The following is a 26,797-nucleotide window of genomic DNA, read 5'->3' as shown; positions in this document are numbered from 1 at the left end:
GCGCTGGTCAGTGGCGGGAAATGCACTCACATGGGGAAGGGTCGGACACTTTCCTGACGGTTGAGTAAGTTTCGGTGCCGTAATCTCCACCGAATCTGTACGACCCGCTTGCCGCCGGTGGGAGGGCGGCGAAGCCGCCGTCTCCTGCTTCAGCGCAGGCGCCCCGGAATCCGTCACACCCCCGCCAGGCCCGCACGCCGGGAACGGTGCAGCCGGTCGCCGCCCGCCAGGATCGCCGCCGCCAGGGCGTCCGCGGCGCCCTGCGCCGAGGGGTGGCGGCGCCCGTGCACCAGCACGAAGTCGACGCGGCCCAGCTCCGGCAGCCCGGCCCGGTCGGGCACGCGCATCAGGCCGGGCGGGACCAGCCCCTGCGAGTGCGCCATCACGCCGAGGCCCGCGCGGGCCGCCGCGATCAGCCCGTTGAGGCTGCCGCTCGTGCAGGCGACGCGCCAGTCGCGGCCCTGCCGCTGCAGCGCGTCCAGCGCGAGCGCCCGGGTGATGCCCGGCGGCGGATAGACGATGAGCGGCACCGGGCGGTCCGGGTCCAGGCGCAGCCGTTCCGCGCCGATCCACACCAGCCGGTCCTGCCAGACCGGCTTACCGCGCCGGTCCTCGGGGCGCCGCTTGGCCAGCACCAGGTCGAGTTTCCCGGCGGCCAGCTGTTCGTGCAGCGTGCCCGACAGTTCCACGGTCAGCTCCAGGTCGACCTCCGGGTGCTCCTGCCGGAAGCCCTCGAGGATCTCCGGCAGCCGGGTCAGCACGAAGTCCTCGGACGCCCCGAAGCGCAGCCTGCCGCGCAGCCGGGTGCCGGCGAAGAAGGCCGCCGCCTGATCGTGCACCTCCAGGATGCGGCGCGCGAAGCCCAGCATCGCCTCGCCGTCCTCGGTCAGCTCCACCGAGTGCGTGTCCCGCGTGAACAGCTGGCGCCCGGCGGCGTCCTCCAGTCGCCGCACGTGCTGGCTCACCGTCGACTGGCGCAGTCCGAGCCGCCGCGCGGCCTGCGTGAAGCTCAGTGTCTGGGCCACGGTCAGGAAGGTCCGCAGCTGGGAGGGGTCGTACACGCGCCCCACCGTACCCGGCCATCGCGATACGTGATGACAGTGAGAGCGGTGTACCGGATTCCCGATCGCCGGGTGGGAGAGCAGGATGGAGCGGGGACTCGTGACCCCGTCGGAGCAAGAACAGAACGAGCAAGTGGAGCACCGTGAAACGCCTGCGATGGCCGCGCTGGATGCCGATCGACCCCTACATCCTGCTGCTGCTCGGCACGGTGGGCCTCGCGGCCCTGCTGCCGGCCCGCGGGGCGGGCGCCGACGTCGCCTCCGGGGCCTCCACGGTGGCCATCGCGTTCCTCTTCTTCCTGTACGGCGCCCGGCTCTCCACCCGTGAGGCGATGGACGGGCTGCGTCACTGGCGGCTCCACGTCACCGTGCTGGCCTGCACCTTCGTCGTCTTCCCGCTGCTGGGCCTGGCGGCCCGCGGACTCGTCCCCGTCTTCCTGACCGATCCCCTCTACCAGGGGCTGCTCTTCCTCACCCTGGTCCCCTCCACCATCCAGTCGTCGATCGCCTTCACCTCCATCGCCCGCGGCAACGTGCCCGCCGCGATCTGCGCGGGCTCCTTCTCGTCGCTGGCGGGCATCGTCGTCACGCCGCTGCTGGCCGCGGCCCTGCTCGGCAGCGGCGGGGGCGGGTTCTCCGCGGACTCGCTGGTCGAGATCGTGCTGCAACTGCTGGTGCCGTTCGCCGCCGGGCAGGTGCTGCGCCGCTGGATCGGGGGGTTCGTCGCCCGCCACAAGAAGGTGCTCGGGCTCGTCGACCGCGGCTCGATCCTGCTCGTCGTCTACACCGCGTTCAGCGAGGGCATGGTGCAGGGCATCTGGCACCAGGTGAGCCCGGTCCGGCTGGCCGGCCTGCTGGCCGTGGAGGCGGTGCTCCTCGCCGTGATGCTCGCGCTGACCTGGTACGGGGCCAGGGCTCTGGGGTTCGGCCGGGCCGACCGGATCGCGATCCAGTTCGCCGGCTCCAAGAAGTCGCTCGCCTCCGGGCTGCCCATGGCGAGCGTCCTGTTCGGCGCGCACGCCTCGCTGGCCGTGCTGCCGCTGATGCTCTTCCACCAGATGCAGCTGATGGTGTGCGCGGTCATCGCCAAGCGCCGGGCCCGTGACCCCGAGGCCGCCGCGGACGAGCCGGCCGCGGAGTCGCGCACGGCCGTGGGCGCGGGGGCGGCCCGCTCCCGCTGAGCCCCGTCAGCGAGGCGTTCCAGGGGGCGTCTCAGGGCACGAGGACGACCTTGCCGAGGTTGCCGCGCGACTCGACGGCCTCGTGCGCCTTCGCCGCGTCCTCCAGCGAGAACCTGCCGTGCACGGCGGGCCGGAGTTCCCCGTCCGCGAACAGCCCCCACAGCTCCCGGCGCCACTGTGCGTACAGCTCCGGCTCCTCGCGGGCGATCCGGGCGATCTGGAACCCCGTCACCGTCCTGGCGCCCACGAGCAGGTCGTACGCGCGGACGGTGCCGCCGCCCGAGCTGTACGCCACCAGCCGGCCGCCCGGGGCGAGGGCGGCGACGGCCGGGGTGAGCAGGTCGCCGCCCACCCCGTCGAGGACGTGGTCGACGGGCTCGCCCCAGTCGTCGCCGTAGACCACGACGTCGTCGGCGCCAAGGGAGCGCACGAAGTCCGCCTTGGCCGGGTCGGAGACGGCGCCCACGACGCGGGCCGCACCGCGCGTGCGGGCGAGCTGCACGGCCAGGTGGCCGACACCGCCGGCCGCGGCCGTCACGAGGGCCGACTCTCCCGGCCGGGGTCGTGCGGCCGACAGGGCGCCGAGCGCCACCAGACCGCTGCGGACCAGCGCGACGGCGTCGACCGCACCGGCGCCGTCGGGGACCGGCGTGGCCATCTCCTGGCGCAGGACGGCGAAGTCGGCGTAGCCGTGCCCGAAGCAGAGCCCCGTGACCCGGTCGCCTGCCCGGAAGCCGGTCACGCCGTCACCGGCGGCCACCACCTCCCCGGCGACCTCGCCGCCGAGGGGAATCGGCTCGGCGGCCTCGGTGACCTTGCGCACCACCGGCAGGGTGACGCCGACCGCCTCGCAGCGAACCAGCAGCTCACCAGGACCCGGCTCGGGCACGGGAACCTGCTCCAGGAACAGGTGGCCGGCGGGGGACGTGTAACGGACGCGGCGCATGGGACGGACCTCCGGGTCGTTGGTGCTCCCAACGGTAAGGCGAAACCGTGGGGGAGTCCAACGATTTCGGCCGCCCCGCGCGTGCGGGACGGCCGTCGGGTCGGGGGTCCGTCGGTGGTGCGGGTCTCCGGTCAGCCGGGCCGGCGTCCGCTCTCGCCGCCGTCGGGGTCGACGCCGGTGAAGGCGGATTCGTCCTTCGTGCCGCTGGGCCGCCCGGACCGGCCCCGCTCGCCGGTGTCCCGCATGCCCTCCTCCGGCTTCGCTCCGTGCTCCTCGCCCCGTCGCCCGCCCTTCGCGATGTCGCCGGGGGTCGGGGTGTGCTCCTGCGCGGTGCGCTTCCGGCCCGGCCCCCGCGCGGGGGCGTGCTCCTCGGCGTGGAAGGACCGGCGGGCGCTCGGGTTGTCCTGCTGCCGCGTCTCGTCGACGTCCGGGGCCCAGCCGTGATGGCCGGATCCCTGGCGCCGCCCGGCTCCGCGGTCGTCCGGCGATGGTGGTGACTTGCGCTCCTGCGGCATGTGCCGACCTGCCTGTCCGTTCTCGTGGGGAGGCACCTTTCCCGTGCCCAGGACACCTCAAGTGTCCCACTTGCCCGCATTCGCGACATTGTGGACGTGTGCATGCTCAGGGATGCGGGGCGGGGGCTACGGCCGTTCCGCCGCGGCGGCCATGTGGCGACGGACGTCACCCTTGCGGGTGATGTGCGGGATTCGTGTCGACGCTCCCGGAGCGGGATGCCCGACCATCGCAGGCAGCCGGTCACCTCGACGGCGACGCCCGCAGCCACCCGACGAAGGGTCGCCATGCGCATCCTGCTGATCGCCAGCGCCTACAACAGCCTCACGCAGCGCGTGCACGCCGAGCTGCGGGACCGCGGGCACGCCGTGGCCGTGGAGGTGACGCCCCGCGGCCACGACGTGCGCGCCGCCGTCGACCGGCATGAGCCCGACCTCGTCGTGGCGCCCATGCTGAAGACCGTCGTCCCGCGTGACGTCTGGACGACCCGGACCTGCCTGATCGTGCACCCGGGACCGGTCGGTGACCGCGGACCGTCCTCCCTGGACTGGGCCGTGCGCGAGGGAGCCGCCGAGTGGGGGGTGACGGTCCTCCAGGCCGAGGAGGAGATGGACGCCGGGCCGGTGTGGGCGACCCGGAACTTCCCCGTTCCGCGGGTCGGCAAGAGCGACCTCTACCGCAACGAGCTGTCCGACGCGGCCCTGGAAGCGGTGCTGACGGCCGTCGACCGGTTCGCGTCGGGAGGCCACACCCCCCTGGAGCAGAGCACCGCGCCGGCGGTGCCGGGCGCCCGCAGCCGGCCCCCGATGCGCCAGGAGGCACGGCGCATCGCCTGGGCCGGCGACCCGACCGCGGAGGTCCTGCGCAAGCTGCGCTCCGCCGACTCCCAACCCGGCGTCCTCGACGAGCTGCTCGGCCGGGAGTGGTTCCTGCACGGCGGCCACGCCGAGCCCCACCTGCGCGGACGCCCCGGCGAGCTGCTGGCGACCCGGGCGGGCGCGGTCTGCCGGGCCACGACGGACGGCGCCGTGTGGCTGCCCGAACTGCGGGCCCGGACCGGGCCCGGCGTGCCGCGCGCCTGCAAGCTGCCCGCCACCCTCGCCCTGGCCGGACTGCTCCCCGGGCTGCCGGAGGTCCCGGCGCCCGTCCTGCCCTCCGCGGACGACGACGCCTGGTCGGACATCCGCTACCGGGAGAGCGGGGAGGTGGGTGTGCTCTCGTTCTCCTTCCCCGGCGGCGCGATGTCCGCGGACCACTGCCGACGGCTGCTGGAGGCGTACCGGGCGGCGTGCGACCGGCCGACCGGCGTGCTGGTGCTGGGCGGCGCCCGGGACTTCTTCTCCAACGGCATCCACCTCGGTGTCATCGAGGCGGCACCCGATCCGGCCGCGGAGTCCTGGGCCAACATCAACGCGATGAACGACCTCGTCGAGGCCGTCCTCACCACCACCGACCGCCTCGTCGTGAGCGCGGTCGGCGGCAACGCGGCGGCCGGCGGCGTCATGCTGGCGCTGGCCGCCGACGAGGTGTGGTGCCGAGCCGGCTCCGTGCTCAACCCGCACTACCGGCACATGGGCCTGTACGGCTCCGAGTACTGGACCTACAGCCTGCCGCGCAGGGTGGGCGCCGTCATGGCGGAACGGCTCACCCGGGAGGCGCTGCCCGTCAGCGCCCGGCGGGCCGAGAGGATCGGGCTGGCCGACCGGGTGATCGAGTGCCCGCCCGCACGGTTCAGCGACGAGGTCACCCGACTGGCCGAGCGCTGGTCGGCCTCCCCGGGAGCGCGTGCCCGCCTCGCCGGCAAGAAGGCCGAGCGCGACCGCCGGGAGGGCGGCACCCCGTTGGCGGCGGTCCGTCAGCGTGAACTCGACCGGATGCGCGCGATCTTCTTCGACCCCGAAGCGCCCTACCACGCGCTGCGCCGGGCCTTCGTCCGCAAGGAGACCCCGTCCGCCCGAACGGCCTCTTCGCGTGCGGCGACCGCCGAGGTGACCGATTCTTAGCAGCATCGCGGGCCGATCAGTCGGCTTTGCCGTATTCCTCCCCGGGAGGCACTGATGAACGCAGCAACCCCGGCCACGAGCGCCGAGCCGGACGCCTCCGGCGCCGTCGGCACGGACGAGAAGCCGATCCACATCCTCTGGATCAACGCCGGTCTGAGTTGCGACGGTGACTCGGTCGCCCTGACGGCGGCCATGCAGCCCAGCATCGAGGAGATCGCCCTCGGTGTGCTGCCCGGGCTGCCGAAGATCGCGGTCCACTGGCCGCTCATCGACTTCGAGTGCGGACCGGTCGGCGGCGCGGACACCTTCATCGAGTGGTTCTTCAAGGGCGAGCGCGGTGAGATCGACCCCTTCGTGCTCGTGGTCGAGGGGTCCATCCCGAACGAGGCGATCAAGCAGGAGGGGTACTGGTGCGGCTTCGGCGACAACCCGGAGACCGGCCAGCCCATCACCACCAGCGAGTGGATCGACCGGCTCGCGCCCAAGGCGCTGGCGGTGGTCGCGATCGGCACCTGCGCCACGTACGGCGGCATCCACGCGATGGCCGGGAACCCCACCGGCGCGATGGGAGTGCCCGACTACCTGGGCTGGGACTGGAAGTCGCAGGCGGGCATCCCGATCGTCTGCGTACCGGGCTGCCCCATCCAGCCCGACAACTTCGCCGAGACCCTCACGTACCTGCTCTACCAGGCCGCCGGGTCCGCGCCGATGATCCCGCTGGACGACAAACTCCGGCCGAACTGGCTGTTCGGCGCGACCGTGCACGAGGGGTGCGACCGGGCCGGCTACTACGAGCAGGGCCAGTTCGCGATGTCCTACGACTCGCCGAAGTGCCTGGTGAAACTGGGCTGCTGGGGGCCGGTCGTGAAGTGCAACGTGCCCAAGCGCGGCTGGATGAACGGCATCGGGGGCTGCCCGAACGTGGGCGGCATCTGCATCGCCTGCACCATGCCCGGCTTCCCCGACAAGTTCATGCCGTTCATGGACGAGCCGCCCGGCGGCAAGTTCTCCAGCACCGCCAGCGGCGCCTACGGCACGGTCATCCGCAGGCTCCGGACCATCACGGCCAGAACGGTGGACAAGGAGCCCAAGTGGCGCCACACCGGCCGGGAGATCACCACCGGTTACCGCCCTCCCTGGTGACCGCCGCCGAGCCCGCTCCGCAGGCCCGCCGAGGCACCGTCAGACGACCCGCTCACCGACCCGACCCGACCGAAGGGCAGCACAGACACGATGGCGACCTCGACGACGACCGGTGACGGCACCGGCCTGGTGGAGATGGCGTGGGACCCGATCACCCGGATCGTGGGCAGCCTCGGCATCCACACGAAGATCGATTTCAAGCAGAAGAAGGTCGCCGAGTGCTACAGCACCTCGTCCGTCTTCCGCGGCTACAGCGTCTTCATGCGCGGCAAGGACCCGCGTGACGCGCACTTCATCACCAGCCGCATCTGCGGCATCTGCGGCGACAACCACGCCACCTGCTCGGTGTACGCGCAGAACATGGCCTACGGCGTGAAGCCGCCGCACCTCGGCGAGTGGATCATCAACCTCGGCGAGTCCGCGGAGTACATGTTCGACCACAACATCTTCCAGGAGAACCTGGTCGGGGTCGACTACTGCGAGAAGATGGTCCGCGAGACCAACCCCGGCGTGCTGGAACTCGCCGAACGCACCGAGGCGCCGCACGCCGCGGAGCACGGCTACCGCACCATCGCCGACATCATGCGCTCGCTCAATCCGCTGGAGGGCGAGTTCTACCGCGAGGCGCTCCAGGTCAGCCGCTACACCCGCGAGATGTTCTGCCTGATGGAGGGCCGCCACGTGCACCCCTCCACGCTCTACCCGGGCGGCGTCGGCACCATCGGATCGGTCCAGCTCTTCACCGACTACATGTCCCGGCTCATGCGCTACGTCGAGTTCATGAAACGGGTCGTGCCGCTCCACGACGACCTCTTCGACTTCTTCTACGAGGCACTGCCCGGCTACGAGGAGGTCGGCCGCCGGCGGGTCCTGCTCGGCTGCTGGGGCGCGCTCAACGACCCCGAGTACTGCGACTTCACCTACGCCAACATGTCGGACTGGGGCCGGCGCATGTTCGTCACCCCGGGCGTGATCGTGGACGGCAAGCTCGTCACCAACGACCTCACCGAGATCAACCTCGGCATCCGCATCCTGCTCGGCAGCTCGTACTACGAGGACTGGGAGGGCCAGGAGCAGTTCGTCACGCACGACCCGCTCGGCAACCCGGTCGACCCGCGCCACCCGTGGAACCAGCACACCATCCCGGCGCCGCAGAAGCGGAACTTCGACGACAAGTACAGCTGGGTCATGTCGCCGCGCTGGTTCGACGGCAAGGACCACCTGGCGCTGGACACCGGCGGCGGTCCCATCGCCCGGCTGTGGTCCACGGCCCTGTCCGGGCTCGTCGACATCGGCTACGTCAAGGCCACCGGTCACAGCGTCGTCATCAACCTGCCCCGCACGCTCACCAAGCCGGAGACCACCTTCGAGTGGAAGATCCCGAAGTGGAGCAACGCGCTGGAGCGCAACCGGGCGCGGACCTACTTCCAGGCCTACGCCGCCGCCGTCGCCCTGCACTGCGCCGAGATGGGCCTCGCCGAGGTGCGTGCCGGACGCACCCAGACCTGGGAGAAGTTCGAGGTGCCGGAGGAGTCCATCGGCGTCGGCTTCACCGAGGCGGTGCGCGGCGTGCTGTCCCACCACATGGTCATCCGGGACGGCAAGATCGCCAACTACCACCCGTACCCGCCGACCCCGTGGAACGCGTCCACCCGCGACACCTACGGCACCCCCGGCCCGTACGAGGACGCCGTGCAGAACACGCCCATCTTCGAGGAGAACACGCCGGAGAACTTCAAGGGCATCGACATCATGCGCGCCGTCCGCAGCTTCGACCCCTGCCTGCCCTGCGGTGTCCACATGTACGTCGGCGACGGCAGGACGGTGAAGTCCATGCACGTGCCCACCGGACTGAGCGGCCTGGCCGGATGAGCGGCGGGACCGACGCGGAGACGGCCGGACGGCGGGTCGAGGAGGTCCTGGACCGGCTCGCCGCCTCCGGCGACCGCACGGCGTGCGAGGCCGCCGAGGAACTGGTCCGTGTCCTCATGGAGTTCTACGGCGCCGGACTGGCCCGTGCCGTCGACCTGCTCGGCCGCGACCCCGGCGCACCCGCGGAGCGGGCCCTGAACGCCCTCCTCGGGGACGACCTCGTGGCGAGTCTGCTGGTGCTGCACGGGCTGCACCCCGAGGACACGCCCACCCGCATCGCCCGGGCGCTCGAGGGCCTGCCGCAGCCCGTGGAGAGCGCCGGCTTCGACCCGGCGACCGGTGAGCTGCGGCTGCGCCGGACCGGATCCGCGGGCTGCGGCTGCGGCGGCGGCCGGGAGGCCGTCGAACAGGCGGCACGGGAAGCGCTCGCCTGCTTCGCCCCGGAGGTCACGGCGGTGGTGCTGGACGACGCGGAGGTACGGGAACCGGTCCTGCTCCAGATCGGGTCCGGCCCCGCGGGCACGGCCGGCGCGGGCGGCGGCCCGTCGGCCGCCACGGCGCCGTGAGCACGTACCCGCCCGGCCCGGGACCGGCCGGACACCGCCCCGCCCTCCGGGGCCTGGCCCGCTTCACCACGCCCCGCGGGCCCCGCGAGGAGCGCTGCGACCTGTGCTCGGCGCCGCTGGCCGGCGGAGAACACCGGCACCTCGTGGACACCGAGAAGCGGGCACTGGCCTGCTCCTGCGAACCCTGCGCGCAGCTCCTGGACCGTCCGGGCAGCGGGCCGGCGGGCCGCTTCCGAACCGTCCCCGGACGGTACCTGAGCGACCCCGGACACCGCCTCGACGAGCAGGACTGGGGACGGCTGGACATCCCCGTCGGCGTCGCGTTCCTCTTCCACAACTCCGCCCTCGACCGCCTGGTCGCGCTCTACCCGAGCCCGGCCGGCGCGACCGAGAGCGAACTGGATCCGGAGGCATGGCAGTCGGTCCTGGCGGCCTCCCCGCTGGCCGGACTCCTCGAACCCGACGTGGAGGCGTTGCTGTTGCGCCGCCACGACGACCGCATCGAGTGCCACCTCGTGCCGGTCGACGTCTGCTACGAACTGGTGGGCCGCATGCGGCTGCGCTGGCAGGGATTCGACGGCGGCGCGGAGGCACGCGCGGACCTGGACGCGTTCTTCGCCCACGTCCGGGACCGCGCCCGCGACCTCGAGGGGAGCCGGCCGTGACCGACTTCGCCTTCACCTGCACCGGGGTGCGCGCCGACCCGTACGCGGCCGGCCCCACCCTCGTCTTCCGGCTGCGCGTCACCGCGTCCCCGGGCACCCGGGTGCACGCGCTGGCGCTGCGCTGCCAGATCCGCATCGAACCCGCACGCCGGACCTACGCCGACGGCGAGGCCCTGGCCCTGGCCGACCTGTTCGGCGAGCGGTCCCGCTGGTCCCGCAGCCTCCACCCCGTCCAGTTCGCCCAGGTCCCGGTGATGGTCCAGGGCTTCACCGGAGAGGTGGAGACCGACGTGGTGGTGCCCTGCACCTACGACATGGACATCGCGTCCTCCCGCTACTTCCACGCCCTGGAGGAGGGAGAGGTGCCGCTGCTCATGCTGTTCTCCGGCACCGCCTTCACCGGTGCCGGCGGCTTCCACGTGGAACCCGTCCCCTGGGACAGGGAGGCCACGTACCGGATGCCGGTCAAGACCTGGCGGGAGATGGTCGAGCAGCACTTCCCGGGCTCGGGGTGGGTGCGGCTGCCGAACGACACCATGGACGCGCTGCTCGCCCACCGGTCCCGCAAGGCGCTGCCCTCGTGGCAGGCGACTGTCGAGGACCTCCTGCGAGTGGCCGGGGAGCGGACACCGTGACGACATCGACGAAGACGACGACGCCGGCCTTCGCCCCGGCGACCGAGGCCCGCATGGCCGTCGCCCGCCACGTGGCCGACGCCGTGCTGTTCGAGGGGTACGTGCTCTACCCGTACCGGGCCTCCGCCGCCAAGAACCGGCTGCGCTGGCAGTTCGGGGTCCTCGTGCCCCCGTCCTGGACCGCGGTCGCCGAGGAGCACGACTTCCAGCGCACCGAGCTGCTGATGGAACCCCGGCGGGGCGCCACCCTCGCCGTCGAGACGCGCTTCCTGCACGCCTGCCGGCGCACGGTCCAGCGGGCGCTGCCGGACGGCGCCTTCGAGACCGTCCCCGAACTGCGCCTGGACGACAGGGTGCTGGTCCCCTGGGACGAGGGACACGAGGAGCGGGTGCGCCTCACCGTCGCCGTGGACGACCTGGCCGGCGCGGGCACCGTCGTGCCCTTCACCCGGCCGGCGGCCGAGGAGACCGAGCCGGTCACGGACGACACGGGCCGGGTCGTGGGCCGGCTCGTGCGCCGCCGTGAGGAGATCAGCGGGCTGCTGCGGCTCTCGGCGAGCGACCTGGACGGCCCGTACACCACACAACGGCTCCGCGTGGTCGTGGAGAACACCAGCGACTGGGCACCGGCCGAGGACACCGGCCGCGACGCCGCCCTGTACCGCTCCCTCGTCGCCGCGCACACGGTGCTGTGCCTGGACGCCGGACGGTTCCTGTCGCTGACGGACCCGCCGGAGTGGGCCGGGGCCGAGGTGGCCCGCTGCCGCAACCTGCACACCTGGCCCGTGCCGGCCGGCGAACCGGGCACCGAGGACCTGGTGCTCTCCTCGCCGATCATCCTGGAGGACCACCCGTCCATCGCCCCCGAGAGCCCCGGTGCCCTGTACGACGCCACGGAGATCGACGAGATCCTCGCGCTGCGCACGGCCGCCCTCACCGACGAGGAGAAGCGCGAGGCACGAGGCACGGACGACCGGGCCGCCGCGGTGATCGACCTCGCCGACTCCCTGCCCGCGGAGGTGCTGGAACGGCTGCACGGCGCGGTCCGGGGCCTGCGGGAGGTCACCGGGCCCGGGGCGCCGCGGACACCGGCGGCCGGCGTGCCGGTCATCGGCCCCGCCGTCCCGCGGGCCGGCGCCGGGGGAGCGGACGGCGTCCCGCGGCCGGACACCCCGTGGTGGGACCCCGGCTCGGACACCTCCGTCGATCCCGCCCACGACCACGTCCTGGTCGACGGGCGGCCGGTGCGGGCGGGCAGCCGCGTCGTCCTGCGCCCCCGGCTGCGGCACACCGACGCCCAGGACCTGTTCCTCGACGGCCGCCGCGCCCTCGTCGAGGCGGTGCTGCACGACGTGGACGGTGGCGTGCACATCGCGGTCACCGTCGAGGACGACCCGGGCGCCGACATCCGCCGCGAGCAGGGCCGTTACCTCTACTTCCAGCCCGACGAGGTCGCCGTCGCCGACGCCGAGGAGGCACCGTGACCGCCGCGGCGGCACCGTCCCGCACGCTGGTCGCCGGCGTGGGCAACGTCTTCCTCGGCGACGACGGCTTCGGCGTCGAGGCCGTCCGCGTCCTGGCCGGCCAGGACCTGCCCGCGGGCGTCGAGGTCACCGACGTCGGCATCCGGGGCGTCCACCTGGCCTACCGGCTCCTCGACGGGTACGACACGCTGATCCTGGTGGACGCGACGGCACGGGGCGGACCGCCGGGAACGCTCTACCTGATCGAGGCACCCGAGCCCGGCAGCGCGCCCGGCCCCGCCGGCGCCGCCCTGGACGGGCACCGGATGTCGCCGGACGCCGTACTGGCGCTGCTGGGCACGCTGTGCGCGGGAACGGGTGCCGTGCCGCCGCGCCGCATCCTGGTGGTCGGCTGCGAACCCGGCACCGTCGAGGAGGGCATCGGCCTCAGTCCGCCCGTCGCCGCCGCCGTGCCCGGCGCGGTGCGCATGGTCGGCGAACTGGTCCGCGACGCGGCCGTCGTCTGACGGCGAAGCAGGGAGCCCGAAGAGGGCTCCCGAACCTCACCCCCCACGGAGACCCCATGAACAAGCAGCTCGTCGGTGGCGCCGCCGCCACCGTCACCGTCACGGCCCTGACGGCGTTCCTCGCCACCTTCTGGTCCGACATCATGCGGTACCTGCGTATCCGCCGGATGTGACGCCGGCCCGGTCACGCCTGCACCGAACGGGCTACGCGCCCGCCGGGCCCGGCGTGCCGGGCGCCCCGGCGCCCACGGGCCACCTTGAATGAGCCGCGACACAACCCCGGGCCAGGACGGAGTGGCGATGCACGAGATGTCCGTCGCCCTGTCGGTCGTGGACCAGGTCGAGCGGGCGGCACGGTCCCGAGGCGCGCACGGGGTCTCTCACGTCCACGTCGACATCGGCGAACTGGCCGGGGTGGTCCCCGACGCGCTCGCGTTCTGCTTCGAACTCGCCTGCGCCGGCACCGTCCTGGAGGGCTGCGAACTGTTCGCCCGGCCGGTCCCCGGACGGGCGTCCTGCGAGCCGTGCGGACGGACCTGGGAGACGGGGATGCCCCCCGACCTGGTGTGCGCCCACTGCCGTCGGGCGGCGACCGAGCTGCTGACGGGGCGCGAACTGACGATCACCGAGGTGCGCTGGGCCGCCGAGCCCCCGGCCCGCGCCACCCCCACCGCATCCCACCACGAGGAGCCCTGACGATGTGCCGCACAGTCGACCTCCGGCAGGCCGTCCTGGCCAAGAACACGATGGCGGCAGGCATCCTGCGTACCGAACTGACGGCCCGCGGCACCACGGTGATCAACCTGCTGTCCAGCCCCGGCAGCGGCAAGACGGCCCTGCTGGAGCGCGAGCTGCGGCTGGCGAAGGAGCGGGACGTCGCCGTCGCGGCCCTCACCGCGGACCTCGCCACCGAGAACGACGCGACCCGCCTGGCCCGCTCGGGAGTGCCCGTCAAGCAGGTGCTGACGGACGGGCTGTGTCACCTGGAGGCCGACATGCTCGCCGGGCACCTGCACGACTGGCTGCCCGAGGACACCCGCCTGCTCTTCGTGGAGAACGTCGGCAACCTGGTCTGCCCGGCCTCCTACGACCTGGGCGAGTCGCTGCGGGTGGTCCTCGCCTCCGTCACCGAGGGGGAGGACAAGCCGCTCAAGTATCCGACCGCCTTCGGCCTGGCCCAGCTCGTCGTCGTCACCAAGTCCGACCTGGCCGCACCCGCCGAGTTCGACGAGGAGACCTTCCGCGCCCACGTCCAGCGGGTCAACCCGGGCGTGGACGTCGTCCTCACCTCCGTGCGCACCGGTGAAGGCGCCGGTGTCCTCCTCGACCGGGCACTCGCGGCGGCCGCGGGAGACGCCGTGCACGCACCGGTGATGGCCAGGGCACACGCGTGAGCACCGCCCGGGACGCCGGCGCGCCACCACGGTCCGCACGCCGCGCCCGCGTCGTCGTCCGGGGCGTGGTGCAGGGCGTGGGTTTCCGCCCGTTCGTGTACGGTCTCGCCACCGAGCTGGGCCTCGCCGGGCACGTGACCAACACCGGCGACGGCGTCGTCGCGGAGGTCGAGGGGCCGCAGAGCGCCGTCGACCTGTTCTGCGCCCGCCTCGGGCCCGGCGCACCGCCCCTCGCGATCGTGGAGACGGTGGAGACGTCCGCGCTTCCGGCCACCGGCGGCAGCGGCTTCCGCATCGTGCCCTCCCGGACCGGCGGCCGGGTCCGCACGCTGGTGTCGCCCGACACCGCGACCTGCCCCGACTGCCTGGCCGAACTCGCGGACCCCACGGACCGGCGGCACCGCCACCCCTTCATCACCTGCACGCACTGCGGCCCCCGGTTCACCATCGTCACCGGCCTGCCCTACGACCGCGCGCACACCACGATGGCGGACTTCCCGCTGTGCCCGGACTGCGCCCGCGAGTACGACGACCCCGCCGACCGGCGCTTCCACGCCCAGCCGGTGGCCTGCCCGGCGTGCGGACCGCGCCTGCGTCTCGTCACGGCGGCGGGGTCCGACGCCACCGTCCGGGACGGCACGGACCCCGTGACAGCCGCCCGCGAGCTGCTCGCCGCGGGCGCCGTACTCGCCGTCAAAGGGCTCGGCGGGTACCACCTCGCCTGCGACGCCACGCGTGCCGGGCCGGTCGCCGAGCTGCGCCGTCGCAAGGCCCGCGGCGACAAGCCGTTCGCGGTGATGGCCCGCGACGTGGGGGACGTCGAGCACCTCGTCCACGTCGGCCCCCTCGAGCGGGAACTGCTCACCGGACGCGTGCGGCCCGTCGTCCTGATGCGGCGGCGCACCGGCACCGAGGCCGCCCCCGGCCTGCCCGTGCCCGCCCGCGCCGTCGCGCCGGGCAGTCCCGACCTCGGCGTCATGCTGCCGTACACGCCGGTCCACCATCTGCTGCTCGGGACGGACGCCCCGGACCGGCACGCCGACGCTCCCCGGCTGCTGGTCATGACGAGCGGGAACCGCTCCGGCGAACCCATCGTCACCGACGACGGGGAAGCCCTGGAGCGGCTGGCCGGCCTGGCCGACGCCTGGCTCACGCACGACCGCCCGATCCATGTGCCGTGCGACGACTCCGTGGTCCGCGTCTGCGACGGAGAGCCGCTGATGCTGCGCCGTTCCCGCGGCCACGCCCCGCTCCCGGTGACCCTGCCCGTCACGGTGTCCGCGGCCCTGGCGGTCGGCGGCGACCTGAAGAACGTCTTCGCTCTCGCACGGGGCGACCGGGCCTGGCTGTCCGCCCACATCGGCGACATGGACGACCTCGCCACCCAACGGGCCTTCGGCCGTGCCGAACGGCAGCTGGAGACCATCACCGGAGTGAGCCCGTCGCTGCTGGTCACCGACACCCACCCGGCCTACCGCTCGGCCGCCTGGGCGCGGCGGCACGCCGGTGACCGCACCGTGCTGCGGGTGCAGCACCACCACGCGCACATCGCCTCGGTCATGGCGGAGCGGGGCCTGGCGGACGGCACCAGGGTGATCGGGGTCGCCTTCGACGGCACCGGGCACGGGGACGACGGCACGGTCTGGGGCGGTGAGTTCCTGCTCGCGGACTACGACGGGTACCGACGGTTCGCGCACCTGGCCCCGGTGTCCCTGCCCGGGGGCGACGCGGCGGTCCGCCGGCCGTACCGCATGGCGCTGGCGCACCTGCACGCGGCCGGCCTCGCCCCCGATCCCGGCCTGCCGTGCACCGCCGCCTGCCCGCCCGCCGAACTCGCCGTGCTGACACGGCAGCTGGAGAGCGGTCTGAACTGCGTTCCCACGTCCAGCATGGGCCGGCTCTTCGACGCCGTCTCGTCGTTGGCGGGGGTCTGCCACCACGCGGGGTACGAGGCGCAGGCCGCGATCGAGCTGGAGGCGGCGGCGGTGTCCGCGGGCGACGGGGTGCACGACGACCCCCGCTACACCTTCCGCCTGACGGGCCGGCAGCCGGGCGACGACCCGCTGGTCGCCGATCCCGCGCCCCTGCTGGCCGCCGTCGCGGCGGACGTACGGCGCGGGACCGCCGCGGCCCTGGTCGCGGCCAGGTTCCACCACGCCGTCGCCCGGCTGGTGCGGACGGTGTGCGGCGCGGCCCGCGGGGCGACCGGTCTGCGGACGGTGGCCCTGAGCGGCGGCGTCTTCGCCAACACGCTGCTCTCCGAGGCCTGCGCCCGCGGGCTGCGCGCGGACGGTTTCACCGTGCTGCGCCACCGCGACATCCCGCCCAACGACGGCGGACTGGCCCTCGGCCAGCTCGTCGTGGCCGCCCGTGCGGGAGTCCGCAGCGGATGACCGGAGCGGACGCGCCGCTCGACAAGTGAAGGAGACACAACATGTGCCTGGCGGTACCCGGCAGAGTGCTGGGCATCGAGGAACGGGACGGCACCCGCATGGCGACCGTCGACTTCGGCGGTGTGGTCAAGGAGGTGTGCCTGGAGTACCTGCCCGATCTGCGGGTCGGCGAGTACACCATCGTCCACGTCGGGTTCGCCCTGCAGCGGCTCGACGAGGAGTCGGCCCGCAGGACGCTGGAGCTGTTCGAGAACCTCGGCATGCTCCAGGAGGAGTTCGGTGACCCGTGGGAGCAGGCGGCACGGGCCGAGGCCGGCGAGGACCTCGCCGGGGAGGTGCGGCCGTGAAGTACATCGACGAGTTCCAGGACCCGGAGCTGGCCGCGCGGCTGCTCGACGAGATCAAGGCCACGGTGACCCGGCCGTGGGCGCTCATGGAGGTGTGCGGCGGCCAGACCCACTCCATCATCCGGCACGGCATCGACCAGCTGCTCCCCGACGAGGTGGAGCTGATCCACGGCCCGGGCTGCCCGGTGTGCGTGACACCGCTGGAGGTCATCGACAAGGCACTGGAGATCGCCTCCCGGCCCGGCGTGATCTTCTGCTCGTTCGGTGACATGCTCCGGGTCCCGGGCACGGGCCGCGACCTGTTCCAGGTCCGGGGGGCGGGCGGCGACGTCCGCGTGGTCTACTCCCCGCTCGACGCGCTGCGCATCGCCGAGGAGAACCCCGACCGCGAGGTCGTCTTCTTCGGCATCGGCTTCGAGACCACGGCCCCGCCCAACGCGATGACCGTCCACCAGGCCCGCAGACGCGGTATCCGCAACTTCAGCCTGCTGGTCTCGCACGTGCGGGTGCCACCCGCCATCGAGGCGGTCATGCAGTCGCCGGACTGCCGGGTCCAGGGCTTCCTGGCCGCCGGGCACGTGTGCAGCGTCATGGGGACCGAGGAGTACCCCGCGCTCGCCGAGCGGTTCGGGGTGCCCATCGTGGTGACCGGGTTCGAGCCGCTGGACATCCTGGAAGGCGTACGGCGCACCGTGCGGCAGCTGGAACGGGGCGAGCACACGGTCGACAACGCCTATCCGCGCGCCGTGCGGCCGGAGGGCAATCCGGCCGCGCGGGCGATGCTGGACGACGTCTTCGAGGTCACCGACCGCGCCTGGCGCGGCATCGGGGTCATCCCGGCCAGCGGCTGGCGCCTGTCCGACCGCTACCGGGAGCACGACGCCGAGTACCGCTTCGACGTGGGTGACATCGCCACGCGCGAGCCCGCGGAGTGCCGCAGCGGTGAGGTCCTGCAGGGGCTGCTCAAGCCGCACGAGTGCGAGGCCTTCGGGACCACGTGCACCCCGCGCACGCCGCTGGGAGCCACCATGGTCTCCAGCGAGGGGGCCTGCGCCGCCTACTACCTGTACCGCCGGCTGGAGCTGCCGGCCCGCCCGGCGGCACCGGAGGCTCCCGCGCCCGCCGCGAGTCTGGAGGGCAGCCCCGTTGTCTGACACCACCGCAGCACCGGACATGCTCTCCTGGACCTGCCCGGCGCCGCTGCGCGACGGTCCGCGCGTGGTGATGGGCCACGGCGGTGGCGGCACGCTGTCCGCCGAGCTCATCGAACAGATCGTCCTGCCCGCGGTCGACGGACCGGCGCCGGGGCCGCTGAACGACTCCGCCGTGGTCGAGCTCGGCGGGGCGCGGCTGGCCTTCTCCACGGACTCGTTCGTGGTGCGGCCGCTGTTCTTCCCCGGCGGCAGCATCGGGGACCTCGCCGTCAACGGCACGGTCAACGACCTCGCGATGAGCGGGGCCCGCGCCGCCTACCTCTCCTGCGGCCTGATCCTGGAGGAGGGCGTCGAGATCGACACCGTGGCCCGGGTCGCCGCCGCGCTGGGGGCCGCCGCCCGTGCCGCCGGGGTGCGGGTGGTCACCGGCGACACCAAGGTGGTGGAGGCCGGGCACGGCGACGGCGTCTACGTGAACACCGCGGGCATCGGCCTGGTGCCGGCCGGCGTCGACCTGCGTCCGGGGCGGGTGGTCCCCGGCGACGTGGTCCTGGTCAACGGCGCCATCGGCGTCCACGGCACGGCCATCATGAGCGAGCGCGAGAACCTGCGGTTCGAGGCCGACGTGGTGAGCGACTGCGCGGCGCTGGGCGGGCTCGTCGAGGCGATGCTGTCCGTCTGCCCGGACCTGCACGCCCTGCGCGACCCCACCCGCGGTGGCCTGGCCGCGTCGCTCAACGAGATCGCCGCCGCGTCGGGGACCGGGATCGCCGTCCGGGAACGCGCCGTACCGGTGCCGCCCCCCGTGGCCGGGGCCTGCGCCATGCTGGGGCTGGACCCGATGTACGTGGCCAACGAGGGCAAGCTCGTCGCCTTCGCGCCCCGGGAGCACGCCGACGCGGTCCTCGCCGCCATGCGGGCCCACCCCCTGGGGGCGGAGGCGGCGGTCATCGGCGAGGTCGTCGCGGACCACCCGGGCATGGTCGTCGCCCGCACCGGGCTCGGCGGCACGCGGGTGGTGGACATGCCGCTCGGGGAGCAGCTGCCGCGGATCTGCTGACCGGTCCGCGCGGTTCCGGCGGGCGGGCGACGTCGGCGTCAGCCCGCCCGGCCGCGTCCGCCGGGCCGTGTGTCGAGGGTCCAGGTGTGGGTGCAGCCGGGGCACTGGAGGTGGACCCGCGGGCCCTCGTTCGCTATGAGGTAGCGCCAGTGGACCGCGCAGTTGCGCTGTGCGGCGCACGCGGCGCAGTCGCGCGCGTCGTCGCAGGCGGGGCAGGGGACCCAGGCGCGGCGGGCCCGGTCCGCCTGCGGATCAATCGGCAGCCGCATCGCCCGTCCCCGCTTCCGGCAGCACCCCGGCCGCCACGAGCATGGCGTACGTCCGCCGCTGCTCCGCGTCGAGCCCGGAGTAGAGCAGGGCGTGGGCCTCCTGCTCGGACCGCAATGCGGCCACCGGGTCCCAGGCGGGGCCGAGCGCCGCCACCACCTCCGCACGGCGCCGGGTCTCCTCCAGGGAGAGGTCGAGCACGAAGGGACGGAGTCCAGGGGCGGGATCGGCAGACATCGGGGGCTTTCGCGTGGGGTCGTGCTGGCCCAGCCACTCCTACCAGAGCGTGACGGCGCGGGGAAAGGCGATGTGACCGATGCCATCACCGGCGTCCGCCCCCCTGCGGCACGCTGCATAGGCTGACCCCATGGCCGACGCATCGCTTCCCGAGATCCGCTCCCTGCCCAGCTGGCAGCTGGGCAGGGCCGCCGCCCGCGGCCGGGCCCTGGTGGCCGAGGGGCTGGCCGCGGAGGGGCTGAAGATGTGGCACCACGTGGTGCTCTCCGCCGTCCGCGACCTCGCCCCCGTCGCCCAGGCCGACCTGGGCCGCGGCATCGGGCTCGACCCCAAGGACCTGGTCGGCGTCCTCAACGACCTGCAGGCGGCGGAGCTCGTCGTCCGCGCCCCGGACCCGGGCGACCGCCGCAAGAACGCGGTGTCCCTCACCGAGGAGGGCGGACGGGTGCTCGCGCGGTGCGAGAAGGCGGCCCGCGCGGCCAACGACGAGCTGCTCGCGCCCCTCACGGCCGAGGAGCGGACGCGCTTGCTGGACATGGTCCGGCGGATCGCCGGCAACGACGCCGACGGCTGACCGCCGGCCCCCGCGCCCTGAGGGGCGGGCGGCGGGCCGGACGGAGGGGTGGGCCGGATGAGGCGGGGCCCCTGCGGCGCAGGGGGCGCTCCCCGCCGTCCGGGGCCCCGCCGCCGTGCCGCGGAGAGGTGGGTCAGCCCTGGGCGGCCGCCCGCAGGGCGACGCGGTCCTCACCCGCGTACACGTTCATGGAGGTGCCGCGCAGGAAGCCCACCAGCGTCAGCCCGGTCTCGGCGGCCAGGTCCACCGCCAGGGAGGACGGCGCCGACACCGCCGCGAGCACCGGAATGCCCGCCATCACCGCCTTCTGCGCCAGCTCGAAGGAGGCCCGGCCCGACACCAGCAGCACGGACCGGGACAGCGGCAGGTCCCCGTTCTGCAGGGCGCGGCCGACCAGCTTGTCGACCGCGTTGTGCCGGCCCACGTCCTCCCGTACGTCCACCAGGTCACCGTCCTCGGTGAACAGGGCCGCCGCGTGCAGGCCGCCGGTGCGGTCGAAGACCCGCTGGGCCGCGCGCAGCCGGTCGGGCAGGCTCGCCAGCAGCTCCGGGGTGACGCGGACCGGGGGTGTGTCGGCGATCGGCCAGCGGGCCGTGGTGCGCACCGCGTCCAGACTGGCCTTGCCGCACAGGCCGCAGGACGACGTGGTGTAGACGTTGCGCTCCAGCGTGATGTCCGGGACCGGCACGTCGGGGGCCGTCTTCACGTCGACCACGTTGTAGGTGTTGGAGCCGTCGGCCGTGGCGCCCGCGCAGTACACGATGTTCTGCAGGTCGCCGCGCTCGGCCAGCACGCCCTCGCTGACCAGGAAACCGGCCGCCAGCGCGAAGTCGTCGCCCGGTGTGCGCATGGTGATCGCGAGCGGCTTGCCGTTCAGCCGGATCTCCAGGGGTTCCTCGGCCACGAGCGTGTCCGGGCGGCTGGAGACCGCCCCGTCCCGTATGCGGACCACCTTGCGTCGTTCCGTGACTCGTCCCATGTCCGTACCCCTCGTACCGGTCAGTCCCGGTTCTGTACGTGCTGGTAGCCGAAGCGGCCCTTGATGCACAGGTTGCCGTGGGTCACCGGGTTGTCGTGCGGCGAGGTGACCTTGACGATCTCATTGTCCTGCACGTGCAGGGTCAGGTTGCAGCCGACACCGCAGTACGCGCACACGGTGGTCGTCTCCGTCTGCCGCGCCTCGTCCCAGGTACCCGCCGCCCGCATGTCGAACTCCGACCTGAAGGACAGCGCCCCGGTGGGGCACACCTCGATGCAGTTGCCGCAGTAGACGCAGGCCGAGTCGGTCAGCGGAGCGTCGTGCTCGACCGCGATGCGGGCGTCGAAGCCGCGGCCGGAGACGGAGATGGCGAACGTGTTCTGCCACTGGTCGCCGCAGGCGTCCACGCACTTGTAGCAGAGGATGCATTTGGCGTAGTCGCGGACGTACAGCTCGTTGTCGATCCGCGGCTGCTCGTCGACGCGGGCCGCGTCCGGGCCGAACCGGTCCGGCTTCGCGTCGTACTCCTTGATCCAGTCGGCCGCCCGGGGGGTGGTGGACAGGTCGACCGACGACGCGAGCAGCTCGAGGACCAGCCTGCGGCTGTGCCGGACCCGCTCGGTGTCGGTCCTGACCACCATGCCCGGAGCCGCCTCGCGTGAGCAGGCGGGAACGAGCGTCCGGGAGCCCTCCACCTCCACCACGCACACCCGGCAGGCGTTCTTCGGGGTGAGCGTGTCGCCCTCGCACAGGGTCGGCACGTCCTTCCCGGCGGCACGGCAGGCGTCGAGCACGGTCGAGCCCTCGGGCACCCGCGCCTCCCGGCCGTCGACGGTGAACTCCACCAGCCGGCGCGGCACACCCAGCGGTATCGCGGTCACTTGTACGCCCCCAGACGGTCGATGGCGGATTCCACGGCGTTCCACGCGGTCTGCCCCAGACCGCAGATCGAGGCGTCCCGCATGGCGCGGCCGACGTCCCGCAGCAGGGAGATGTCCCCGGCGGCGCCGTCACCGGTACGGTCCACGATCCGCCGCAGCGCCTCCTCCTGCCGCACGGTCCCGACCCGGCAGGGCACGCACTGCCCGCACGACTCGTCGCGGAAGAACTCGGCGATGCGGAGCAGGAGGCGGGGGAGGGGGACGGTGTCGTCGAAGGCCATGACGACGCCGGAGCCGAGGGTCGTGCCCGCTTCACGGGTGCCCTCGAAGGTGAGTGGGACGTCCAGTTCGTCGGGGCGTACGAAGCCGCCGGCGGCCCCGCCGAGCAGGACCGCCCGCAGCCCGTCCCGCACTCCCGCGAGGGTGAGCAGCTCGCCCAGGGTCGCGCCGAAGGGGAGTTCGTAGACGCCGGGCCGGTCCACGCTGCCCGACACGCAGAACAGCTTCGGTCCGGTGGACCTCGGGGTGCCGGTCGCGGCGTACGCCTCGGCGCCCGCCGTCAGGATCGGCAGGACGTTGACCAGGGTCTCGACGTTGTTCTCCACGGTCGGCTTGCCGAACAGGCCCTTCTCCACCGGGAACGGCGGCTTGGAGCGCGGCTCGCCCCGGTAGCCCTCGATGGAGTTGAACAGGGCCGTCTCCTCACCGCAGATGTAGGCGCCCGCGCCGCGCCGGATCTCGATGTCGAAGGCGTAGCCCTGCCCGAGGACGTCGTCGCCGAGCAGTCCGCGGGCGCGGGCCTGCGCGATCGCGTGGGTGAGGCGGGCCAGGGCGCGCGGGTACTCGCCGCGGAGGTAGAGGAAGCCCTGGTGCGCGCCGGTGGCGTACCCGGCGATCGTCATGGCCTCGACGAGCGCGTACGGGTCGCCCTCCATGAGGACGCGGTCCTTGAAGGTGCCCGGCTCGGACTCGTCGGCGTTGCAGACGAGGTGGTGCGGGTGGTCGGGCTGGGCGGCGGTGGCCTGCCACTTGCGGCCGGTGGGGAAGGCGGCACCGCCTCGGCCGAGCAGGCCGGAGTCGGTGACCTCGCGGATGACGCCGGCCGGGCCGAGGGCGAAGGCCCGGCGCAGGGCGGTGTAGCCGCCGTGGGCGCGGTAGTCGTCGAGGGAGGCGGGGTCCACGGTGCCGACGCGTGCGAGGAGGGTGAGGGCGGGGTCGCCCGCCTGGGGGACCGCGGTCGCGGGCGGGGGTTCGGCGGGGGCGGACTCCGGGGTGGTGGCCGCGAGGACTGCGGTGGCGGGGGTGGCGGGGGCGCATACGGCGGTCGCGTGGAGGGTTCCCCGCCGCCCCTTCCCGTTCCCGACCCCGGGGGCTGCCGCGCCCGGACCCCCGCCGTCGGCCTGAACGGCCGCGTCCTCGAACGCCGGACGGGCTGATACGTCCCCCGGAGCCGTGGCGGCCGCGGCACGCCCTGCACGGATCACCAAAGCCGCCGGGGCCCGCTCGCAGAGCCCCAGGCACGGGCTGCGTTCGAGCTTCACCCCGCTCTCCGGGCCCAGCCGCGCCTCCACGTCCGCGCACAGCTCGGTCGCGCCCGACGCCGTGCACGCCAGGTCCGTGCAGACGTGCAGCACGGTCGCGGGTCGGGGGCGGACGGAGAACATCGCGTAGAAGGTGGCGACGCCGTACGCCTCGGCCGGCGGTACCGTCAGGCGCCGGCACAGGTAGTCCAGTGCGCCCTCGCTGATCCAGCCGACGCGGTCGTTGAGTGCGTGCAGTCCCGGCAGGAGCAGGTCGCGGCGGTCGCGGGCCTCCCTGCCGCCACGGGCCCAGCGGAGGTCCTCGTCGGTGCGGTCGGCGCCCTCCCAGGCGGACCCGGGCGGGCCGAGCAGGGCGTCGACGGCCGCGCGTTCGTCGTCCGTCGGTTCGCTGTCACCGAAGCGCAGGTCCACCGGTGTTCACCTTCTCGATCCGGATCGCCGAGGCCTTGAACTCCGCCGTCCCGGCGATCGGGCAGTTGGCCTCGATGGTCAGTTGGTTGGTGTCCACCTCGTCGGGAAAGTGGAAGCTCATGAAGGCGAGCCCGGGACGCAGCGCGGTGTCGACCCACACCGGCGCGATCAGCGAGCCGCGCCGCGAGGTCACCCGCACCTCCTCGCCGACCGCCACTCCGTAGCGCTCCGCGTCCTCCGGGCACAGCTCGACGGCCTCGCCCCGGCGCAACGGGGAGGCGTAACCGCCGCTCTGCACACCGGTGTTGTAGGAGTCGAGTCGCCGGCCCGTGGTCAGGCGGATCGGGTACTCCTCGTCGGTGAGGTCCACGGGCGGGTCGTGCCGGACGATCCCGAAGGGCGCGAGGGGGCCCCGCCGGCCGGGGTCGGGGTCCCACAGCCTGCCGTGCAGGTACGGCGGTTCCAGCTCCTCCGTGCTCGGGCACGGCCACTGGATGCCCTGGTGCTCGGCCAGACGCGCGTACGTCATCCCGTGGTGGTCCGGGGAGAGGGAACGCAGCTCGTTCCACACGGCCTCGGCGTCCGGGTACTTCCAGTCGTGGCCGAGCCGCGCCGCCAGGTCGCACAGGATGTCGATGTCCTCGCGGGCCTCGCCGGGCGGGGTGACGGCCCTGCGGACGCGCTGCACGCGCCGCTCGCTGTTGGTGGTGGTGCCCTCGGTCTCCGCCCAGCCGGCGGTCGCCGGGAGGACCACGTCGGCGAGTTCGGCGGTCCTGGTCAGGAAGATGTCCTGGACGACGAGGAAGTCCAGCGCGTTCAGCCGGCGCACCGCCTGTTCGCTGTCCGCCTCCGACTGCGCCGGGTTCTCGCCGATGCAGTAGACGGCCTTCAGCGTGCCGTCCTCCATCGCCTCGAACATCTCGGTCAGCGTCATGCCGTGGTGCGGCTGGATGACCGTGTCCCACGCCGACTCGAACTTGAGCCGCACGTCCGGGTCGAGGATGTCCTGGAAGCCCGGCAGCCGGTTGGGGATCGCCCCCATGTCGCCGCCGCCCTGCACGTTGTTCTGCCCGCGCAGGGGCTGCAGCCCGGAACCGTAGCGGCCGACGTGGCCGGTCAGCAGGGAGAGGTTGATCAGGGCGCGGACGTTGTCGGTGCCGTTGTGGTGCTCGGTGATGCCGAGCGTCCAGCAGAGCTGGGCACGCTCGGCGCGGGCGTAGGCGTGGGCCAGTTCGCGGACGGCGGCGGCCGGGACGCCCGTCACCTTCTGGGCGAGGGAGAGCGTCCACGGCTCGACCAGGGCCCTGTACTCCTCGTACCCGGTGGTCGCCCGCGCGACGAACGCCTCGTTGACCAGCCCGGCGTGGATGATCTCGCGGCCCACCGCGTGGGCGAGCGGGATGTCGGTGCCGACGTTCGGGCCGAGCCAGCTCTCCGCCCACTCGGCGGTGCTCGTCCGGCGCGGGTCGACCGCGTACATGCGGGCGCCGTTCCTGATGCCCTTCAGCACGTGCTGGAAGAAGATCGGGTGCGCGAAGCGGGCGTTGGAGCCCCACATCACGATGACGTCCGTGTGCTCGACCTCCTCGTACGAGGACGTGCCGCCGCCCGAGCCGAAGGCGGCCGACAGTCCGGCGACGCTCGGCGCGTGACAGGTGCGGTTGCAGGAGTCGACGTTGTGGGTGCCCATGACGACCCGGGCGAACTTCTGCGCCACGTAGTTCATCTCGTTGGTCGCCCGGGCGCAGGAGAACATCCCGAACGCGCCGCGTGCCGCCGCCAGGCCCCGGGCGGTCCGGTCCAGGGCCTCGTCCCAGGAGGCCCGGCGGAAGGGCTGGTCGCGGGAGTCCCGCACCAGCGGGTGGGTGAGGCGGGTGTAGGTCCTCGGGCCGCTCTCGCGCCCCTTGCGGTCGGCTTTCCTCATGCGGCACTCCTCAGTGCGAGCAGGTCCGACAGGGCGTGCACGGTGCGCAGGGTGGGCACCTCGACGCCGGTGATCCCCGCCAGTTCGACGACGGCCGCGAGGAGGACGTCGAGTTCCAGCGGTTTGCCGCGCTCCAGGTCCTGGAGCGTGGAGGTGCGGTGGTCGCCGACCCTCTCGGCGCCCGCGAGCCGGCGTTCGACGGAGACGCCGACCTCGCAGCCGAGGGCCGCGGCAACCGCGAGCGTCTCGGTCATCATGGTCTCGATGACCTGCCGGGTGCCGCCGTGCAGGCACATCTGCCGCATGGTGGCGCGGGCCAGCGCGCTGATCGGGTTGAAGGAGATGTTGCCCAGCAGCTTCAGCCAGATGTCGGACCGCAGGTCCGGTTCGACCGGGCACTTCAGGCCGCCCGACCGCATCGCCTCGCCGAACGCCAGGCAGCGCGCCGAGACACCCCGTCCGGGCTCCCCGATCGAGAAGCGCGTGCCCTCCACGTGCCGGACGACGCCCGGCTGCTCGAGTTCGGTGGCCGCGTAGACGACGCAGCCCACGGCCCGTTCGGGCGCGAGCACCGCGCTGACCGCGCCGCCCGGGTCCACACTCTCGATGCGGCGCCCGTCGTACGGGCCGCCGTGCCGGTGGAAGTACCACCAGGGGATGCCGTTCTGCGCGGCCACGACGGCCGTGGTGTCGTGCAGCAGCGGCTCGATCAGCGGCCCGCACGCCGCGTACGAGTTGGCCTTCAGGCCCAGGAAGACGTAGTCGGCCGGGCCGACTTCGGCCGGGTCGTCGGTGGCGCGCGGATGAGCGGTGAAGTCACCGCGCGGGCTGCGCACCCGGACTCCGTACCGCCTCATGGCCGCCAGATGCGGTCCACGGGCGATGAGGTGGACGTCGGCGCCCGCACGGTGGAGCGCGGCGCCGACATAGGCACCGATCGCCCCGGCGCCGAGGACTGCGACTTTCATGACGGGGAAGCTCCGTTCGGTCGAGGGATACCGAGGAACCGCGGGCCGGTGCGCACCGGCCGGCCCTGTGTCGACGAAATATTGTCTACAGT

The 26,797-nt window shown here is 73.5% G+C and carries 26 protein-coding genes; 16 read left to right on the top strand and 10 right to left on the bottom strand.

The window, feature by feature from the left end; all coding sequences use genetic code 11:
• Positions 1-173 precede the first annotated feature (173 nt).
• Complete coding sequence (locus ACGF3H_RS09935) at positions 174-1,061, bottom strand: LysR substrate-binding domain-containing protein (protein ID WP_393816467.1); 888 nt, start codon at positions 1,059-1,061, stop codon at positions 174-176.
• A 143-nt stretch (positions 1,062-1,204) separates the two neighbouring features.
• On the opposite strand from ACGF3H_RS09935, the gene ACGF3H_RS09930 reads away from it, so the two are divergent.
• On the top strand, positions 1,205-2,242 hold the full coding sequence (locus ACGF3H_RS09930) for a bile acid:sodium symporter family protein (protein WP_362488035.1): 1,038 nt from the start codon (positions 1,205-1,207) through the stop codon (positions 2,240-2,242).
• 31 nt (positions 2,243-2,273) lie between these two features.
• On the opposite strand, the gene ACGF3H_RS09925 is transcribed toward ACGF3H_RS09930, so the two are convergent.
• Together ACGF3H_RS09925 and ACGF3H_RS09920 are read right to left on the bottom strand one after the other, a co-directional pair.
• On the bottom strand, positions 2,274-3,188 hold the full coding sequence (locus ACGF3H_RS09925; RefSeq protein WP_362488037.1) for a zinc-binding dehydrogenase: 915 nt from the start codon (positions 3,186-3,188) through the stop codon (positions 2,274-2,276).
• A 131-nt stretch (positions 3,189-3,319) separates the two neighbouring features.
• Positions 3,320-3,703, bottom strand: coding sequence for a hypothetical protein (locus tag ACGF3H_RS09920; RefSeq protein ID WP_362488039.1), 384 nt, complete (start codon positions 3,701-3,703; stop codon positions 3,320-3,322).
• 285 nt (positions 3,704-3,988) lie between these two features.
• Between ACGF3H_RS09920 and ACGF3H_RS09915 the strand changes: the two genes are divergently transcribed.
• The 14 genes from ACGF3H_RS09915 to hypE all read left to right on the top strand — a co-directional run bounded on the left by ACGF3H_RS09915 (position 3,989) and on the right by hypE (position 18,923).
• Positions 3,989-5,704, top strand: a complete 1,716-nt coding sequence (locus tag ACGF3H_RS09915; protein WP_362488041.1) for a hydrogenase maturation protein — start codon at positions 3,989-3,991, stop codon at positions 5,702-5,704.
• Positions 5,705-5,758: 54 nt separating this feature from the next.
• The gene (locus tag ACGF3H_RS09910; protein ID WP_362488043.1) at positions 5,759-6,847 is read left to right on the top strand and encodes a hydrogenase expression protein HypE; all 1,089 of its coding nucleotides are present in this window, start codon (positions 5,759-5,761) and stop codon (positions 6,845-6,847) included.
• Positions 6,848-6,937: 90 nt separating this feature from the next.
• On the top strand, positions 6,938-8,719 hold the full coding sequence (locus tag ACGF3H_RS09905; protein WP_239764434.1) for a nickel-dependent hydrogenase large subunit: 1,782 nt from the start codon (positions 6,938-6,940) through the stop codon (positions 8,717-8,719).
• Entirely contained in the window at positions 8,716-9,285 is a 570-nt protein-coding gene (locus ACGF3H_RS09900) for a hypothetical protein (RefSeq protein WP_362488046.1), read from the top strand. The genes ACGF3H_RS09905 and ACGF3H_RS09900 overlap by 4 nt, the downstream gene beginning before the upstream one ends.
• Entirely contained in the window at positions 9,282-9,950 is a 669-nt protein-coding gene (locus tag ACGF3H_RS09895; protein ID WP_362488047.1) for a DUF5947 family protein, read from the top strand. Before ACGF3H_RS09900 ends, ACGF3H_RS09895 begins: the two co-directional genes overlap by 4 nt.
• Positions 9,947-10,585 carry a DUF6084 family protein gene (locus ACGF3H_RS09890; protein WP_362488049.1) on the top strand — a complete coding sequence of 213 codons (639 nt, stop codon included), beginning with the start codon at positions 9,947-9,949 and terminating at the stop codon, positions 10,583-10,585. The genes ACGF3H_RS09895 and ACGF3H_RS09890 overlap by 4 nt, the downstream gene beginning before the upstream one ends.
• A 53-nt stretch (positions 10,586-10,638) precedes the next feature.
• Positions 10,639-12,069, top strand: coding sequence for a hypothetical protein (locus tag ACGF3H_RS09885; protein WP_362488433.1), 1,431 nt, complete (start codon positions 10,639-10,641; stop codon positions 12,067-12,069).
• On the top strand, positions 12,066-12,575 hold the full coding sequence (locus ACGF3H_RS09880) for a hydrogenase maturation protease (RefSeq protein WP_362488050.1): 510 nt from the start codon (positions 12,066-12,068) through the stop codon (positions 12,573-12,575). The genes ACGF3H_RS09885 and ACGF3H_RS09880 overlap by 4 nt, the downstream gene beginning before the upstream one ends.
• Before the next feature lie 300 nt (positions 12,576-12,875).
• On the top strand, positions 12,876-13,271 hold the full coding sequence (locus tag ACGF3H_RS09875) for a hydrogenase maturation nickel metallochaperone HypA (RefSeq protein WP_362488052.1): 396 nt from the start codon (positions 12,876-12,878) through the stop codon (positions 13,269-13,271).
• Between the two features lie 2 nt (positions 13,272-13,273).
• Positions 13,274-13,969: a hydrogenase nickel incorporation protein HypB gene (gene hypB, locus ACGF3H_RS09870; RefSeq protein WP_362488054.1), complete on the top strand. Its 696-nt coding sequence runs from the start codon at positions 13,274-13,276 to the stop codon at positions 13,967-13,969.
• Entirely contained in the window at positions 13,966-16,362 is a 2,397-nt protein-coding gene (gene hypF / locus ACGF3H_RS09865; protein WP_362488056.1) for a carbamoyltransferase HypF, read from the top strand. The genes hypB and hypF overlap by 4 nt, the downstream gene beginning before the upstream one ends.
• A gap of 41 nt (positions 16,363-16,403) precedes the next feature.
• A complete protein-coding gene (locus ACGF3H_RS09860; RefSeq protein WP_362488058.1) occupies positions 16,404-16,709 on the top strand; it encodes a HypC/HybG/HupF family hydrogenase formation chaperone in 306 nt (101 codons plus the stop codon).
• Entirely contained in the window at positions 16,706-17,863 is a 1,158-nt protein-coding gene (gene hypD / locus ACGF3H_RS09855) for a hydrogenase formation protein HypD (RefSeq protein ID WP_362488060.1), read from the top strand. Before ACGF3H_RS09860 ends, hypD begins: the two co-directional genes overlap by 4 nt.
• The gene (gene hypE, locus ACGF3H_RS09850) at positions 17,856-18,923 is read left to right on the top strand and encodes a hydrogenase expression/formation protein HypE (RefSeq protein WP_362488062.1); all 1,068 of its coding nucleotides are present in this window, start codon (positions 17,856-17,858) and stop codon (positions 18,921-18,923) included. Before hypD ends, hypE begins: the two co-directional genes overlap by 8 nt.
• Before the next feature lie 38 nt (positions 18,924-18,961).
• Here the strand turns inward: hypE and ACGF3H_RS09845 are convergent, their stop codons facing one another.
• Entirely contained in the window at positions 18,962-19,192 is a 231-nt protein-coding gene (locus ACGF3H_RS09845; protein WP_362488064.1) for a hypothetical protein, read from the bottom strand.
• Positions 19,176-19,427, bottom strand: a complete 252-nt coding sequence (locus ACGF3H_RS09840) for a DUF6400 family protein (RefSeq protein WP_362488066.1) — start codon at positions 19,425-19,427, stop codon at positions 19,176-19,178. Before ACGF3H_RS09840 ends, ACGF3H_RS09845 begins: the two co-directional genes overlap by 17 nt.
• A 130-nt stretch (positions 19,428-19,557) precedes the next feature.
• Here ACGF3H_RS09840 and ACGF3H_RS09835 point away from each other — a divergent pair, with 130 nt between their 5' ends.
• On the top strand, positions 19,558-20,001 hold the full coding sequence (locus ACGF3H_RS09835; RefSeq protein WP_362488068.1) for a MarR family winged helix-turn-helix transcriptional regulator: 444 nt from the start codon (positions 19,558-19,560) through the stop codon (positions 19,999-20,001).
• A gap of 133 nt (positions 20,002-20,134) precedes the next feature.
• Here ACGF3H_RS09835 and fdhD read toward each other — a convergent pair whose 3' ends face one another.
• From fdhD to ACGF3H_RS09810, 5 genes are read right to left on the bottom strand one after another with little or no spacing between them, the layout of a single operon-like run.
• Positions 20,135-20,980, bottom strand: coding sequence for a formate dehydrogenase accessory sulfurtransferase FdhD (gene fdhD, locus ACGF3H_RS09830; protein WP_362488070.1), 846 nt, complete (start codon positions 20,978-20,980; stop codon positions 20,135-20,137).
• 20 nt (positions 20,981-21,000) lie between these two features.
• Positions 21,001-21,861 (bottom strand): 2Fe-2S iron-sulfur cluster-binding protein, encoded by an 861-nt coding sequence (locus ACGF3H_RS09825; RefSeq protein ID WP_362488072.1) that lies wholly within the window; start codon positions 21,859-21,861, stop codon positions 21,001-21,003.
• Positions 21,858-23,813 carry an NAD(P)H-dependent oxidoreductase subunit E gene (locus tag ACGF3H_RS09820; RefSeq protein WP_362488074.1) on the bottom strand — a complete coding sequence of 652 codons (1,956 nt, stop codon included), beginning with the start codon at positions 23,811-23,813 and terminating at the stop codon, positions 21,858-21,860. The genes ACGF3H_RS09825 and ACGF3H_RS09820 overlap by 4 nt, the downstream gene beginning before the upstream one ends.
• On the bottom strand, positions 23,794-25,737 hold the full coding sequence (locus ACGF3H_RS09815; RefSeq protein WP_362488076.1) for a molybdopterin-dependent oxidoreductase: 1,944 nt from the start codon (positions 25,735-25,737) through the stop codon (positions 23,794-23,796). The genes ACGF3H_RS09820 and ACGF3H_RS09815 overlap by 20 nt, the downstream gene beginning before the upstream one ends.
• Complete coding sequence (locus ACGF3H_RS09810) at positions 25,734-26,705, bottom strand: 2-dehydropantoate 2-reductase (RefSeq protein WP_362488078.1); 972 nt, start codon at positions 26,703-26,705, stop codon at positions 25,734-25,736. Before ACGF3H_RS09810 ends, ACGF3H_RS09815 begins: the two co-directional genes overlap by 4 nt.
• Positions 26,706-26,797 lie beyond the last annotated feature (92 nt).

This window comes from Streptomyces sp. NPDC048185 (assembly GCF_043202495.1).
GTDB lineage: Bacteria > Actinomycetota > Actinomycetes > Streptomycetales > Streptomycetaceae > Streptomyces.
Note: the sequence above shows the minus strand (reverse complement) of the source record. Positions and strands in the feature narration are given on the sequence as shown.